The 15,931-nt window shown below is 68.5% G+C and carries 11 protein-coding genes; 8 read left to right on the top strand and 3 right to left on the bottom strand.

Features of this window, described 5'->3' with window-relative positions; all coding sequences use genetic code 11:
• Positions 1-26: 26 nt before the first annotated feature.
• From NR101_RS06425 to NR101_RS06415, 3 genes are read left to right on the top strand one after another with little or no spacing between them, the layout of a single operon-like run.
• On the top strand, positions 27-5,381 hold the full coding sequence (locus NR101_RS06425) for a DNA repair ATPase (protein WP_256774622.1): 5,355 nt from the start codon (positions 27-29) through the stop codon (positions 5,379-5,381).
• Positions 5,378-6,100 carry a hypothetical protein gene (locus NR101_RS06420; protein ID WP_256774623.1) on the top strand — a complete coding sequence of 241 codons (723 nt, stop codon included), beginning with the start codon at positions 5,378-5,380 and terminating at the stop codon, positions 6,098-6,100. The genes NR101_RS06425 and NR101_RS06420 overlap by 4 nt, the downstream gene beginning before the upstream one ends.
• Positions 6,101-6,158: 58 nt before the next feature.
• Positions 6,159-7,262 carry a toxic anion resistance protein gene (locus NR101_RS06415; RefSeq protein WP_256774624.1) on the top strand — a complete coding sequence of 368 codons (1,104 nt, stop codon included), beginning with the start codon at positions 6,159-6,161 and terminating at the stop codon, positions 7,260-7,262.
• Positions 7,263-7,402: 140 nt separating this feature from the next.
• On the opposite strand, the gene NR101_RS06410 is transcribed toward NR101_RS06415, so the two are convergent.
• Positions 7,403-8,296 carry a LysR family transcriptional regulator gene (locus tag NR101_RS06410; RefSeq protein WP_256774625.1) on the bottom strand — a complete coding sequence of 298 codons (894 nt, stop codon included), beginning with the start codon at positions 8,294-8,296 and terminating at the stop codon, positions 7,403-7,405.
• 95 nt (positions 8,297-8,391) lie between these two features.
• On the opposite strand from NR101_RS06410, the gene trpB reads away from it, so the two are divergent.
• The 5 genes from trpB (at position 8,392) to glmM (ending at position 13,797) form a co-directional block, all read left to right on the top strand.
• Entirely contained in the window at positions 8,392-9,609 is a 1,218-nt protein-coding gene (gene trpB, locus NR101_RS06405) for a tryptophan synthase subunit beta (RefSeq protein ID WP_256774626.1), read from the top strand.
• Positions 9,606-10,295, top strand: a complete 690-nt coding sequence (locus NR101_RS06400) for a hypothetical protein (RefSeq protein WP_256774627.1) — start codon at positions 9,606-9,608, stop codon at positions 10,293-10,295. The genes trpB and NR101_RS06400 overlap by 4 nt, the downstream gene beginning before the upstream one ends.
• 7 nt (positions 10,296-10,302) lie before the next feature.
• Positions 10,303-11,109, top strand: coding sequence for a tryptophan synthase subunit alpha (gene trpA, locus NR101_RS06395; protein WP_256774729.1), 807 nt, complete (start codon positions 10,303-10,305; stop codon positions 11,107-11,109).
• Positions 11,110-11,545: 436 nt separating this feature from the next.
• A complete protein-coding gene (gene accD, locus NR101_RS06390) occupies positions 11,546-12,430 on the top strand; it encodes an acetyl-CoA carboxylase, carboxyltransferase subunit beta (protein WP_256774628.1) in 885 nt (294 codons plus the stop codon).
• On the top strand, positions 12,430-13,797 hold the full coding sequence (gene glmM, locus NR101_RS06385) for a phosphoglucosamine mutase (RefSeq protein WP_256774629.1): 1,368 nt from the start codon (positions 12,430-12,432) through the stop codon (positions 13,795-13,797). Before accD ends, glmM begins: the two co-directional genes overlap by 1 nt.
• Positions 13,798-13,875: 78 nt before the next feature.
• Here the strand turns inward: glmM and NR101_RS06380 are convergent, their stop codons facing one another.
• Positions 13,876-14,730, bottom strand: coding sequence for a polysaccharide deacetylase family protein (locus NR101_RS06380; protein WP_256774630.1), 855 nt, complete (start codon positions 14,728-14,730; stop codon positions 13,876-13,878).
• Positions 14,717-15,883, bottom strand: coding sequence for a glycosyltransferase family 4 protein (locus NR101_RS06375; protein WP_256774631.1), 1,167 nt, complete (start codon positions 15,881-15,883; stop codon positions 14,717-14,719). Before NR101_RS06375 ends, NR101_RS06380 begins: the two co-directional genes overlap by 14 nt.
• Positions 15,884-15,931 lie beyond the last annotated feature (48 nt).

The following is a 15,931-nucleotide window of genomic DNA, read 5'->3' as shown; positions in this document are numbered from 1 at the left end:
GTTGTCCGTGAGCCGGAAGGAAGCCGATGTCCGATACCGCCAACCGTCCCGAGCCGTCCGTGCCGGACGCCACCGCCAGCGTCGACCAGGCCGTCGCCCAAGGCGGCGCCTATGAAGTGCTGCGCCGCCGCCTGGACGAGCAGGGCAGCCGCCTGCGCACGGTCGCCGATGCCCTGAACCGGCAGCGCCTGGCCGAGTTCGGCGACAGCCGGCTGGAGGTCACCGGGCGCTTCCGCATCCGCAGCGAGAACAACTGCGTCGGCCGCGACATCGTCCAGGTCGGCCCGGACCTGCTGCTGTTCGGCTACAACGTCTTCATCGGCCTCAAGACCCAGACCCGGGTCGAGGACGTGTTCGGGCTGTACCGGCTGGTGCAGGCCAACGACGGCTACGACGTCGTACCGGTGGAGGCCAAGGGCAGTTTCCTGGCCCAGCCCGGCTTCGTGCACGATTTCGCCGAGCTCTACGCCTACTACAAGCACGCGCGCCTGCTGCAGCTGATCGTGATCGGCGACAAGCTGCTCGCCGCCTTCCAGATCGGCGAACGCAGCAGCGACGTACGCGTGTTCCGCTGGGCGCTGGCCCGCGATGGCGAATTGACCTACCTCGATGCCCGTGGCGAGCGCGATATCGCGCTGCCGCCACCGTTCGATTTCGAGTGGACCCGCGCCACCCGCGACATGGCCGTCACCGGTCGCCACGCGCATCTGAACATCCTCGACACCCTCTTCGTGGAAACCACCGGTGGCGACCTGACGATCAAGGTCGAGAACAACACCGAAAGCGGGCAGGGCGTCTACAGCGAACCGGTCGAGGACAGCACCCAGTCGCTGGACGATGCCCAGTTCGATTTCGCCCGGGTCGGGTCGCTGATCCTGCTCAAGGTATTGCCGTACCGCGAGACCGTATGGCGCGGCCTGATCTACAACACCCTCACCGGCAACATCACCCGCAACGATGCCATTGTGCAGGCCTGCGTGCAGCTGCCTGAAGACCACGGCATCATCTTCCCCGGCGGCTATTACCTGCAGAACGGCGAGCACAAGGCCTTCGACGCGGCGATGGACGGCATGCAGTTCAAGCGTGCGATCCGCTCGCCCAACGGCGAAGACGTGCTGTACATCTTCTACGAGCGCGAAGGCGGCCGCTCGGCGTTGTTCGTCTACAACACCATCCAGCGCGTGCTGCAGAACCCGGTGTTCGGCCACGGCTACGCGTTCATGCACGATGGGCGCATGGTGCTGTTCCACGCCGAGGGCAGCGAGCCCACCCGGATCCACGCCATGCAGGTCTGGCAGACGCCCTTCAGCAGCGATGAGTTCGCCGCCAGCCGGCCGCCCGGCAACACCTTCATGGGCCGCATCGGCAATGCCGAACTGGTGCGCGGCATCTCCAATCTCTTCGACCTGGCCCGGACCATCGAGGGCGGGGACGCCTCGGTGCAGCGCTACCAGCGCCTGGTGCAGGACACCCGGCGCCTGTTCGATGCCCACCATTGGCTGGACGATGAACAGTGCAGCGGCGCCGCCAGCCTGCTGCGCGACGTCAGCAGCACCGGCGAGTCGGTGCTGGACGAGTACGAAAAGGTGCAGTCGATCCGTGCGCAGTCCGCGCAGGCCATGGCCCAGGCGCAGAGTGCGCAGAAGGCCCTGCTCGCGCGCCTGCAGCCGGAGAACTGGACGGAGGTGCAGGCCTTCGTCGAGGCGCTCAATGCGATCTCGGCCCAACGCGGCCACCTGCTTACCATCCGCGATTACCGCTACATCGACACCGACCTGATCGATGCGATGACCGCCGCCCTGCAGCAGGCCCAGGACAGCATCGGGGCGGCCACCGGGGAGTTCCTCGCCGGCGACGCCGCGCTGGCGCCGCTGGGCGAACGCCTGCAGGTGCTGGACGCGGCCGCGCAACAGGCTGAGAGCGCGCGCGTACTGGATGAGCAGCTGGCCGGGCTGCGCGCGATGTCGGCCGACCTGGACATGCTGTCCGAGCTGATGGCCGGCCTGAAGGTCGATGACGCCACCGCACGCACCCGCGTGGTCGAGGCGATCTCGGCAATCTACGCACGCCTCAACCAGACCCGTGCACGTGCCGAGCAACGCCGCCGCAGCCTCGGCTCGGCCGAAGCGGTGGCGCAGTTCGCCGCGCAGTTCGCGCTGTTCTCCCAGGCCATCACCAGTGCCCTGGCGATGGCCACCGATCCGGAGCGTGCCGACGAGCAGATGTCGCGCCTGCTGGTCCAGCTGGAGGAGCTGGAAAGCCAGTTCGGTGAGCATGAGCAGTTCCTCGGCGACATCCTGGCCAAACGCGAAGAACTGATCGAGGCCTTCGAAGCGCACAAGCAGGCGTTGCAGGACGAACGCCAGCGCAAGGCGCGCTCGGTGCTGGACGCGGCCAACCGCATCCTCGACGGGCTGGCCAAACGCACCGAGCGCTTCGCCACCACCGACGAGCTCAACGCGTTCTTCGCCGGCGATCCGCTGATCCTCAAGCTGCGTGAACTGGCCGAGCGCCTGCGCAGCCTGCGCGACAGCGTCAAGGCCGACGACATCGAGTCGCGCCTGAAGGGTGTGCGTGACCAGGCCGTGCGCGCGCTGCGCGACCGCAGCGATCTGTTCGAAGCCGGTGGCAACGTGGTGCGGCTGGGCCCGCGCCATCGTTTCAGCGTCAACACCCAGGCCCTGGACCTGACCATCCTGCCGCGTGGCGACGAACTGGCCATCCACCTGACCGGCACCGATTTCCTGGAGACCCTGCACGACCCGGAACTGGCCGAACTCAAGCCGTACTGGCAGCTCAGCCTGGATTCGGAATCGGCCACGCTGTACCGCGGCGAGTACCTGGCCGGCAGCGTGTTGCGCGCGGCGATGGAGGGGCGCGAGGGGCTGGACCTGGCCACGCTGCAGCACAGCGCGGCCGAGCCGGACGCGCTGGACCGCAGCGTGCGTGATTTCGCCGCACCGCGTTATCGGGAAGGCTACGAACGCGGTATCCACGACCACGATGCCGCCACCATCCTGCGCGCGCTGCTGCCCCTGCAGCAGGCGGCGGGGACCTTGCGGCATGCCCCACGCGTGCGCGCACTGGCGATGCTGTTCTGGGCGGCGCAGCAGCGTCGCGAGGACGTGGCGCAGTGGCCGGCACGGCAGGCCGGCGCAGACGCGATCGCACGTCTGTTCGGGTCCGATGAAGGCCAGCTCGCCTTGCGTGCGGAGATGGCCCACGCGTTGGCCGCGTTCAATGATGAGCAGGGCTTGCCGTTCAACGCTGCCGAGCACCTCGCCGCGGCGGCGTACCTGGGCGATGAACTGTCTGCCGGCGAGCCGGTCTTTGCCAGCAGCCGTTACGCGCTGGCGTTGCTGGAGGCGCTCGGGCAGCAGCTGCAGGCCGCGGGCCAACGCGAAAGCGTGGAGCGCGCGCTGCAGCGCGAGCAGGATGGGCTGACCACGCGCTTGGCCTTGGCCGGGCAGTGGCTGCGCGCGCTGTGCCGCACTGCGGCCTTCACCGACCATGCCGGCTACGCCGACGAAGCGGCAGCACTGCTGCTGGTCCAGCGGGCACTGCGCACCCGCGCCAGCGAGACGGCCCTGCTGGTCAGCGTTGACGGGCTGCTGGGCGAGCATCCGCGCATCGTGCAGGGGCGCATGAACCTGTCGCTGGATGACTTCCTGGCCCGCCTGCAGCACCACAACGACGTGTTCGTCCCGGCGTTCCACGCCTACCAGGCGGTACGCCAGCGCATCGTCGCGCGCGAACGAGATACCCTGCGCCTGTCCGAGTTCAAGGCACGGCCGTTGTCTTCGTTCGTGCGCAACAAGCTGATCAACGATGTCTACCTGGGCGTGATCGGCGACAACCTAGCCAAGCAGATGGGCACGGTCGGGGAGAACAAGCGCAGCGACCTGATGGGGCTGCTGATGATGATCTCCCCGCCGGGCTACGGCAAAACCACGCTGATGGAATACGTGGCGCACCGGCTTGGCCTGGTCTTCATGAAGATCAACGGCCCGGCGCTCGGCCACGAGGTACGCTCGCTGGACTCGGCGCAGGCGCCGGACGCCACCTCGCGGCAGGAACTGGAAAAGCTCAACCTGGCGCTGGAGATGGGCAACAACACCATGCTGTATGTCGATGACATCCAGCACACCCACCCGGAGTTCCTGCAGAAGTTCATTTCACTGTGCGACGGCACCCGCCGCATCGAGGGCGTGTGGCGCGGGCGTACCCGGACCTACGACATGCGCGGCAAGAAGTTCTGCGTGGTCATGGCCGGCAACCCGTATACCGAGTCCGGCGAGGTGTTCAAGATTCCAGACATGCTCGCCAACCGTGCCGACATCTACAACCTCGGCGATGTGCTCGGCGGCATGGAAGATGCCTTCACCCTGAGCTATATCGAAAACAGCCTCACTTCCAATCCGGTGCTGGCGCCGCTGGCTACCCGTGACATGGCCGACCTGTACCTGCTGGTGGAACGTGCGATGGGCAAGGAGGTATCCACCAACGCGCTGAGCCATGCCTACAGTGGCGCGGAGGTCAATGAGATCGTGGCCACGTTGCAGCGCATGCTGCGCGTGCGCGACGTGGTCTACCGGGTCAATCAGCAGTACATCGCCAGCGCTGCGCAGGACGACCGCTACCGCACGGAACCACCGTTCCGGCTGCAGGGCAGCTACCGCAACATGAACAAGCTGTCGGAGAAGATCTCCCCGGTGATGAACGAGGCCGAGCTCCAGCAGCTGGTCTCCGATCATTACCTGGGCGAAGCCCAGCTGCTCACCACCGGCGCCGAGGAGAACCTGCTCAAGCTCGCTGAACTGCGTGGCCTGCTGCAGGGGGAAGACCTGGCGCGCTGGCAGCAGATCAAGCGCGATTTCCTGCGTAACAAGGCCATGGGGGCCGGCGACAGCGACGTCGGGGGACGCATGGTGGCGCAGTTGGCCGACATCGCCAGCGCACTGCAGTTGCCGCCGCCGATACCGCAGGCCGAGGTGGAACCGGCGCCGTGGCCGGCGTTGCTGTCGGCGCTGGAACGGCTGTCAGTCGCGCGCGCAGAACCGGTCGCTGCCGCGTCACCCACCCCCGCGCCGCCGCTGGCCGAACCGCTCGCCGATGGCCTGCAGGCCGGGTTGGCACCGCTGCTGCAGCTGCTTGGGCAATCGCACCAACAGCAGGTGCGCACCGGCGAGACGCTGGCCCTGTTGGCCGGCTGGGTACGCCAGCAGATGGACGCCGAGCCGGCACCACGCCAGCGGCTGCGACCGCGCCGGGCCAGCACGCCGGAAGAGCGCGCGCTGGATGAAGCCTTGATGCGCCACTTTTACGGCGAATCGGCGGTGCCGCCGCGCGACGACACCTCGGTGGATGACGCCCACGCATGACCGTGCCCTTGCCCGCGCCCGCGCAGCTCGATGGCGACACTCGGACGGTGGCGGCATTGGCGGCGTATGCGCAGCCGCTGCTCGATGCCATCGCACGGCATGCGCAGGGGCAGGGCAGCGGTAGCGAGGACGGCAGCGCCGCTGGATTGATCGAGGTGCTGGCGCGGATCGCGCTGGCGCTGCAATCGGCCGATCCGGCGCAGCTGCGTCGCCGGGCCGGCTGGTGGGGACGGCTGCTGGGTCGCGACGTTGAGCGCCAGCGCGATGCCGATGCGCTGCAACCGCAGCTGGGCGTGCTGCTGGTGCAGGCCGAAGACCGCGCACGTGCGCTGCAGGCCCGCGCCATGCAGCGCCAGAGCGCGATCGCGGCCGCCGAACAGGCCGCCGTCGCGCTGGAGCACTGGATCGACGCTGGCAGCCTGCAGTTGCCCAGCCTGCCCGATACCGAACAGCACGCCGTGTTCGCCCAGCGTCTGGATCACCTGCGCCGGCTGGCGGCACTGCAGCGCAGCGAAGGGGGGCAATGGCAGCTGCTGCAGGCGCAGGACGACGCGCTGCTGGCGCGCTTCCGGCGCATCGCCGATGTGCTGCTGCCGGCGTGGAGACAAGCCGCCCTGGCGCGGCAGGCGCAGGATCAGACCCGGCACAACCAGCAGGCCGCGGCGCTGCAGGCGCAGATCGCCGCCGAGGTCGCCTCGGCGCAGGCTAGACTCCGATGAACCCCCTGTTCTTACCGGTGTGCCACCGACGGCCGCCGCCCAGCATGGAGATCCACCGATGACCCAGGACCCGCAGGACACCCAGGCGCTGTCTGTCACCCCCGTCGATGCGCTGGACGATGCCGCGCTGCAGGCGCTCGGCCTGGGTCGTGACGACCTGCCGAAGATCGACGCGATCGGCCGTGGCCTGGAAGATATCCGTCCCGGCAACCTGCAGGTCTTCGGTCGCGATGCGGCCGCCAAGACCGCCGCGTTTTCCAGCCAGCTGCTCGACCAGGTGCGCAACCGCGACCTGGATGCCAGCGGCGACAAGCTGGGCGAGGTGGTGCGCATCGCGCGTTCGCTCAAGCTCGATGGCCTGGCCGAACGCTCGAAGGTGCCGGTGATCGGCGGGCTGATCGACAAGCTGCGCGCCTCCAAGGGCGAGCTGGTGCAGAAGTTCAGCGATACCAATCGCCAGATCGAGCAGCTGATGGGTGATGTGGGCAGCCAGCAGACCCTGATGGCGCAGCGCGTGGGCGAATTCGACCGCATGCACGACATCGTGCGCGAGGAGCGCCATGCGCTGGGCCTGCACATCGCCGCCGGCAAGCGTCGGATCAGCGAGCTGCGCAGCGAGCAGCAGGCCACGCTTGGCCAGGACGATCCGCAGGTACGCATCCGCCAGGGCGAACTGGACAACGCGATCCGCCTGCTCGACAAGCGCATTGGCGACCTGGTGGTGATGCAGCACGCGGCCGATCAATCGTTGCCGATGATCCGCCTGATCCAGGCCAACGCCATCCTGCTGATCGAGAAGTTCAACACGGTCCGTGACATCACCATCCCGTCGTGGAAGCGCCAGTTCGCGATCCAGCTGTCGCTGAGCGAGCAGAAGAGCGCGGTGGCGCTGTCCAATGCCATCGACGATGCCACCAACGACCTGATGCGCCGCAACGCCGACCTGCTGCGCCAGACCACGGTGGACACCGCCAAGGCCAACCAGCGTGCGGTGATCGACGTGGCCACGCTGCGCCACGTGCACGAGCAGCTGATCGCCACGGTCGAAGAGGTGCGCAGCATCCACCGCGACGGCATGCAGCAGCGCCAGCAGGCCGAAGTCGAACTCGCGCGGCTGCGCGAAGACGTGCAACAGCGCCTGGCCGCCCCGACCGCCGGCTGACGCCCGCCGCGCACTAAGGTAGAGCCACGCCATGCGTGGCTGCTCTCTGTGCAGCAGCATGGCCCTTCAGGAAAACGCGCCACGCGCCGCCCGGCATCCCCGCATGGCGTGGATCTACGGTCGGCAATCGCGGGCTCTCGTCAGCCGCGCGCCAATTGCGCGGCCAGCCACTCGGCCAATGCATCCACCCGCGGATCCGGTGCACCCTCCGGTGTCGCCAGCACCCAGAACCCGCCGGTGGCGCCAAACCCCCACGGCGCCAGCAGGCGTCCGGCAGCCAGCTCGTCGGCCACCAACGGCTCCGGCGCAATCGCCACGCCCAGCCCGGCGACCGCCGCCTCCAGCAGGTAATAAAGATGGTCAAAGCCACTGCCCAGCTGCAACCGGGCCGGGTCCACCCCGTGTGCGTCCGCCCAGGCCGGCCACGCCTGCGGCCGCGAGGTGGTGTGCAGCAACGGCTCGCCAAGCAGTGCGGAGGGCGGGTGCTGGCGCAGCCGTGCCGCCGCCGGGTGCTGCGGGCTGACCACCACCCCGACCCGTTCCGGGGCCAGCTCACGCACCTGCCACCGCCGCGGCCACGGCGGCTGGGCCAGCAGCAGTACCGCGTCCAGGGCCTGTTGTGCATCGGTGAAACTGCCGTCCTGGGCCGACCAATGCAGCGCCAGCTGGGGCAGGTCGGCCTGCAGCGTCTGCAGGCGGGGAATCATCCAGCGCGCCAGGATGCTGCCGCTGCACCCCAGCACCAGCGCCTCGGGGCGTTGCTGGCGCTGCAGCACCGTGACCGCCTCGCGGATCTGTCCGAAAGCCCCCGCACAGGCGGCCTGCAGGATGTCGCCGGCGCGGGTCAGGCGCAGGCCGCGGCCGTCGCGCTCGAACAGGGCCACGCCCAGGTGATCCTCCAGCAGGCGCAGTTGTCGGCTGATCGCGCCATGGGTGACGTGCAGGGCTTCGGCGGCGCGGCCGACTCCGCCCAGGCGGGCGGCCGCTTCAAAGCTGCGCAGGGCGTTGAGCGGCGGCAGGGGGCTGTCGTTCATGTGAGTTTTCCTGACAGGTTGTCGGAGATATTATCGATATTCCTGTCATGACAGGTGCGTTAAATTGGCAGCCTGTCTCCACCGGCTGTCGCGACATGTCCGCATCCCCCATCGTTGATTTCCACGCCTACCCCGACGCCCAGGGCCATTTCGGCCGCTACGGCGGCAGTTTCGTCGCCGAAACGCTGATCGGGCCGCTGCAGGAGCTGGCTGCCGCCTACGACCAGGCGCGCCGCGATCCGGCCTTCATCGCCGCCTACGACAAGGACCTCACCCACTACGTGGGCCGGCCCAGCCCGATCTACCACGCCGAACGCCTCAGCAAACAGGTCGGCGGCGCGCAGATCCTGCTCAAGCGCGAAGACCTGAACCACACCGGCGCGCACAAGATCAACAACACCATCGGCCAGGCCCTGCTGGCCGCGCGGATGGGCAAGACCCGCATCATCGCCGAGACCGGTGCTGGCCAGCACGGCGTGGCCAGCGCCACCGTGGCCGCGCGTCTGGGCCTGGAATGCGTGGTGTACATGGGCGCCACCGACATCGAGCGGCAGAAGATCAACGTCTACCGCATGAAGCTGCTCGGGGCGACGGTGGTGCCGGTGACCTCCGGCTCGGCCACGCTCAAGGACGCGCTCAATGAAGCGATGCGCGACTGGGTCACCAATGTCCGCGACACCTTCTACATCATCGGCACCGTGGCCGGCCCGGACCCGTACCCGCGCATGGTCCGTGACTTCAACGCCATCGTCGGCCGTGAAGCCCGGGCGCAGATGTTCACCGATTACGGCCGCCTGCCCGACGCGATCACCGCCTGCGTCGGCGGCGGCAGCAACGCGATCGGCCTGTTCCATGCCTTCCTCAACGATCGCCAGGTGCGCATCGTTGGCGCTGAAGCAGCCGGTGATGGCATCGACACCGGTCGCCACGCCGCGTCCATCGCCGCCGGTCGCCCCGGCGTGCTGCACGGCAACCGCACGTATGTGATCTGCGACGATGACGGGCAGATCACCGAGACCCATTCGGTCTCGGCCGGCCTGGATTACCCCGGCGTCGGCCCGGAGCACGCGTTTTTGGCTGACGCCGGCCGGGCCGAGTATGTCGGCATCACCGACGACGAAGCCCTGGCCGCCTTCCACCAGCTGGCGCACAGCGAAGGCATCCTGGCCGCGCTGGAATCCAGCCATGCGGTGGCGCAGGCGATCAAGCTGGCGCGCGAACTGCCCCGCGACAAGCTGGTGCTGTGCAACCTGTCCGGTCGTGGCGACAAGGACGTGCACACCATCGCCGCGCGCGAAGGTCTGATGCTGTGAATCCGCTGCTGCGCCAGGGAAGTGCGCTGCTGATCGTGGTCGGCCTGAGCGGCTGCACGCCGCCGGATCCGCCGCTGCTGGCTGCCGCGCCAGCGTCACCGGCGGCCATTGCACCGGCGCGGGCGCCGGCCAGCAACGACGATGACATCGCCAACCGCCCGATCGAAGACGATCCCGAGCCCGCGCCCACAGCGACCGACAACGACGCCGCACCCGCGGTGGTCTCGGTAGCGCTGGACCATGCCGGCGACGTGGTGATCGGGCAGCGTTTCAGCGCCGAGGATGCCGATGCGCAATGGCATTCGGCGGGCCTGAGCGAAGGCGGCCAGCTCGGCAGCTGCGAATATTACGAGCGCGGCAGCCTGCCCGAAGGCGTGTCGATGATGGTCGATGACGGGCATGTGGCGCGCTTCGACCTGGCCCTGCTCGACGGTTCGGACGAGACCATCACCCAGTCCGGTCCGTTCGGGCTGCGCCTGGGCATGTCGCGTGCCGAAGCGCTCAAGCGCTTGCCCAGGGGCAGCACCGCGCAGCCGCACGCTTACGATCCTGAAACCGGCGAGTACCTCACCTGGCAGGACCCCGGTTCGGATCTTGCGATCCGGCTGGAGATCGTCGACGGGGTGATTTCGAAGTTGTACTGGGGCGCCAGCGGCGCCGTTGAACTGATTGAAGGATGTGCCTGAAATGTCCGTGGACCGTATCGATGCCTGTTTCGCCCGCCTGCGCGCCTCCGGCCGCAAGGCGCTGATTCCTTTCATCACCGCGGGCGACCCGGGCCTGGAGGCCACCGTGCCGGTGATGCATGCGCTGGCCGCCGCCGGCGCCGACGTGATCGAACTCGGCGTGCCGTTTTCCGACCCCATGGCCGATGGCCCCACCATCCAGCGCAGCTCCGAGCGCGCGCTGGCGCGCGGGGCAGGGCTGCGTTACGTGCTGGAAACCGTGGCCGCCTTCCGCCGCGACGACACCACCACCCCGGTGGTGCTGATGGGCTACCTGAATCCGGTCGAGATCCACGGCACCGCGCGCTTCGCGCAGACCGCGATCGCCGCCGGCGTGGATGGCGTGCTGCTGGTCGACCTGCCGCCGGAAGAGGCCGCTGAAACCCGTGAGATCTTCACCGCCGCCGGCCTGGCGCTGATCCTGCTGGCCTCGCCGACCACCGCCGATGCGCGGCTGGACAGCTTGTCCGCAATGGCCCAGGGCTACCTTTACTACGTCAGCTTCGCCGGGGTGACCGGTGCGTCCGACCGTCTGGACAGCAGCGCCGCCAGCGCCCGCCTGCGCGACCTGCGCAGCCGCTCGCAGGTACCGGTGGTGGCCGGCTTCGGCATCAAGGATGCGGCCAGCGCCGCGGCCATGGCCGTCGAAGCCGACGGCGTCGTAGTAGGCAGCGCCCTGGTAGCCGCACTTGCCGAAGGTGCCGATGCAGGTGCTGCCGCACAGACCGCACAGTCCTTCCTCGCGCCGCTGCGTGCTGCGCTCGACCAAGCCTGATCAAGCGGCGCCCTCGATCTCCGATCCGCATACTGTGCAGAGGCAGGCGGGCAGCCGCGCCCGGGACCGGTGGGCGCCAAGGGTCCGGCGCATGCGCCGGACGGGTTGGGCAGGACGCCCAACCCCGGCCTTGCTCGTTTGTGCAGGACTGCACAAACAAGCAAGGCGCCCACGAGCCCCCATGGACGGGTTTACGTGCGTGTCCCGGGCGCGGCTGCCCGCCTGCCTCCCGCGACACGACCAAGGCGCTGGTGTTGCCGTGAGAGGATCGGAATCCCGGCCGGAGACCGCCGTCGCCCGTTGCTAAACATACGTCACAGCACGGTTTTCCCCCGGCCCACCGCACCCCGCAGGGGGTGCACGGGCGGGGAGGGCCTGAGCTAGACTGTCCGCCTTTGCGGCCCTCGGGCCGCCCTGAACGGAAGTAGCATCCCGCATGAGTTGGCTCAGCAAGTTGATGCCGTCGGGCATCCGCACCGACAACGTCCCCAGCAAGAAGCGCAGCGTCCCCGAGGGCCTGTGGGAGAAGTGCAGCAATTGCGGCAGCGCGCTGTACGGCCCTGAGCTGGAAGAGAACCTGGAAGTCTGCCCCAAGTGTGGCCACCACATGGCCATCCGCGCCCGTGCGCGCCTGGCCGCGCTGTTCGACGCCGACAGCACCACCGAGATCGCCGCGCGCCTGGGACCGACCGACCTGCTCAAGTTCAAGGACCAGAAGAAGTACAGCGAGCGCATCAAGGCCTCGCAGAAGAACACCGGCGAGTACGACGCGCTGATCGCCATGCAGGGCCTGCTCAAGGGCCGTCCGCTGGTGGCGTCGGCCTTCGACTTCGCCTTCATGGGTGGCTCGATGGGGTCGGTGGTCGGCGAACGCTTCTCGCTGGCCGCGGAAAAGGCGCTGGACATCGGCGCACCCTACGTGTGCTTCTCCGCCAGCGGCGGCGCGCGCATGCAGGAAGGCCTGTTCTCGCTGATGCAGATGGCCAAGACGTCCGCCGCGCTGGGCAAGCTGCGCGAGGCCGGGTTGCCGTATATCTCGGTGCTCACCCACCCGACCACCGGCGGCGTGTCGGCCTCGTTTGCGATGCTGGGCGACATCAACATCGCCGAACCGCACGCCCTGATCGGCTTCGCCGGCCCGCGCGTGATCGAGCAGACCGTGCGCGAGAAGCTGCCGGAAGGGTTCCAGCGTTCGGAGTTCCTGCTCGAACACGGCGCCATCGACCAGATCTGCGACCGCCGCGAACTGCGCGAGCGCCTGGCCGACCTGCTGGCGTTGCTCGGTCGCCAGCCGGCACCGGTCGCCGACGAGGCCGCCTGATGGGGGCGCGCAAGTATTTTGGCACCGACGGCATCCGCGGTCGGGTCGGGCAGGGCGTGATTTCCGCTGATTTCGTGCTGCGCCTGGGCAATGCGCTCGGCCGCGTGCTGACCGAACGCAATGGCCACCGCCCCGGGCACCGCCCGGTGGTGGTGATCGGCAAGGACACGCGCATCTCCGGCTACATGTTCGAAGCGGCACTGGAAGCCGGGCTGGTCGCCGCCGGCGCCGACGTGCAGCTGCTGGGCCCGATGCCGACCCCGGCCGTGGCCTTCCTCACGCGTACACTCGGCGCCGATGCCGGCATCGTGATCAGTGCCTCGCACAATCCGCATTACGACAACGGCATCAAGTTCTTCTCCGCCGATGGCGAGAAGCTCGACGATGCCACCGAGCTTGCACTGGAAGCGGCGCTGGACAGCGCCTTCACCACCGCCGAATCCGATCGGCTGGGCAAGGCCATGCGCGCGCGCGACGCGGTGGGCCGCTACATCGAATTCTGCAAGGCCAGCGTGCCGCGCGCGTTCGACCTGCGCGGGCTGAAGATCGTGCTCGACTGCGCGCATGGCGCCACTTACCACATCGCTCCGCTGCTGTTCCGCGAACTGGGCGCCGACGTGGTCACCATCGGTGCCGAGCCCAACGGCGTGAACATCAACGATGGCGTCGGCTCCATGCACATCGACAATCTTGCCGCCAAAGTCCGCGAGGTGGGTGCCGACCTTGGCATCGCCTTCGATGGCGATGGCGACCGCGTGCTGATGGCCGACGACCAGGGCAACCCGGTCGACGGCGACGACCTGCTGTATGTGCTGGCGCCGTCGTGGCAGCGCAATGGTCGCCTGCGCGGCCCGGTGGTGGGCACGCTGATGACCAATTTCGGGCTGGAACAGGCCATGGAGCGCCTCGGCCTGCCGTTCGTGCGCAGCAACGTCGGCGACCGCTACGTGCACCAGGCACTGGTGGAGGGTGGCGGCGTGCTCGGCGGCGAAGCCTCCGGCCACCTGCTGTGCCTGGACCGTGCGACCACCGGCGATGCCATCGTCAGTGCGCTGCAGGTGCTGGAAGTGCTGCGTCGTGAAGGCACCACGCTGCGTCAGTCGCTGGTTGGGCTGCACCGGGTGCCGCAGAAGACCGTCAACGTGCGTCTGGCCAATGTCTCGGCCAAGGCGATCGTGCAGGCGCAGGGCGTGCAGGCGGCACTGGCCGCCGCTCAGGAGGCAGTGAAGGGGCGTGGTCGCGCTTTCCTGCGTCCGTCTGGCACCGAGCCGGTGGTGCGCGTCACGGTGGAAGCCGATACCGCCGAGCTGATGCAAGCCACGCTCGACAACCTGTCCAGCGCAGTCAAGGCCGCCGCCGCGGCGTGAGGCACGGTCGCCAAGGCGACAGCAAAACGCCCCGGTTTGCCGGGGCGTTTTTTATTCTGCGATGCGCCACACACGGCGTTACGGCCCCGGCACCATCTTCTTCTGCTTCGCTTTGAAGCGGTTGAACAGCGGCGCGATCAGCGGGTTGTAGCTCCACGCGATGCGCTTGCGCAGCCAACTGGCGGGGCGGTTGCGGATAGCGAAACGATAGATGTGCTCCGGATCGCCGCCCACTACGTTGCGCCCGAACGGGTGGGTGGTATGCAGGTAGCGGAAGCCCTGCGCGCGTGCGATCGGCAGGTAGTCCTCGTCGAAGTCGCCATACGGCCAGCACAGCGTGTCCGACACCTCGCCCAGCTGCTTCTGCAGCACCTGCCGGGCCATCGACAGATCGCGGGTGATGCCTTCGCGTTTCTGCTCGCGGCTGATGTCCTGCTTCAGCCAGCGCGTATGGGTGTGGGTGTGGCAATGCACTTCGAAGGTGCCCGCAGCGATCATCTCGCGTGCCTCGCTCCAGCGCATCATCACATCATCGGTGCGGTCCTCGCGCAGGATCGCCGCTTCACAGCCGCGATGGTCCGGCGTGGCCGGCAGCACGGCGCCGGGCTGGCCGGCATGCGGGCGCACCGGGCCTTCGCCCATCCAGCCGGTGACCACGAACACCACTGCGTGCATGCCGTACTTCTGCAGGATCGGATGCGCGTACACCCAGTTGTCCAGGTAACCGTCATCGAAGGTGATCACGATCGACTTGCGCGGCACCGGCTTGCCCGCCAGGAAGTCGGCGTACTGGTCCAGGGTCAGCGAGGTCCAGCCGTTGCTGGCCAGCCAGGCGATCTGGCTTTCGAAATTCTCCGGCGACACCGTGATCATGCCCGGCGACGGCGACACGTGGTGGTGCATCAATACCGGCACGGATCTAGCGTTGGCCATGGCCCAGTTCCTTCAACCACTGGTGGTAATAATGTTCGGTTGCTTCAGTGTGCCCCAACGGGGTGAAGCGCTGTGCGGTGCGCATCCATTCCCAGCCAGCGCGCCCCATGCGTCGGCGCTGTTCGGGTTGTTCGATCAGCGTCTTCAACGCGCCGGTCAGGGCGGCCTGGTCACCCAGCGGGGCGAGCAGGGCATTGCTGCCTTCGAGCACCATTTCCGGCACGCCGCCCACGCGCGTGGCCACGATCGGCACGCCCACGTGCGCCGCCTCCAGGAACACCGTGCCCGCCGCTTCCTTGTGCGAGGCCAGGGCGAAGATGTCGAAGCCTGCCATCAACCGGCAGGCGCCCAGCCGATACCCCAGCAGGTGGACCTGCGCCTCCACGCCCAGTTCGCGGCGCAGCGCCACCAGCTTGTCCATCACCGGCTGGCCATCGCCGACGATCACCAGCTGCAGGTTGGGATGCTGCCGGCACAGCGGCGCGATCGCCCGCAGCAGGTCCAGGTGACCCTTGGGCTCGCGCAGCACGGCCACGCAGCCGACTACGATATGGGCCTCATCGAAGCCCAGTTCACGGCGCACCTCCGCGCGGGTGTCCTGCACGCACTGCCAGGGGTTATCGCTCTCGATCTGCGACCACTGCGGTGGCACGGCGATCGGTGGCACGATGCCGATGCGGCCGTCCTCGATCCCCCGCGTCACCAGCAACTGCTTGACGTAGCTGCTCACCGTCAGCACCCGGTGCGGGAGGCCGGTATAGGTCAGCAGCGAGTTGACCGGGCTCATCAGGTGGCGCGAGCGCACTACCAGCGGGGTGCCGCCCAGGCGCGCGCCCGCCGCGGCGATCAGGCTGTCGCGCCGGCTGGTGGTGTTGACCACGTCGAAGGCGCCGCGCCGCACCAGCCGGCTGACCGACCAGATGCCGCGCAGCAGGCGCAGCAGCCCGCCCATCTTCAGCGTGTGCACGGTGAAGCCGGCCTCACGCGCGATCTCGCCCAGGCGGGCGCCGGGTTGGCAGAGCAGCGATACCTCGTGGCCACGGTCGCGCATCGCCAGCATGTGGCGATAGATGTAGATTTCCTGGCCGCCGAATCCCTTGGCGGCCTCGGTGTGCAGGATCCGGAGCGGCGCCAGCGTGCGCGGCTCGTTCACCGATGCAGCGCCCGCGGGCGCGGTGGCGTGCCAGGGGGCCGCTGCGGT

The organism is Stenotrophomonas sp. Ste86 (genome assembly GCF_024519465.1).
In the GTDB taxonomy this organism is placed as follows: Bacteria; Pseudomonadota; Gammaproteobacteria; order Xanthomonadales; family Xanthomonadaceae; genus Stenotrophomonas.
The sequence above is the reverse complement of the archived record's forward strand: the minus strand, read 5'-3'. Positions and strand labels throughout refer to the sequence as shown.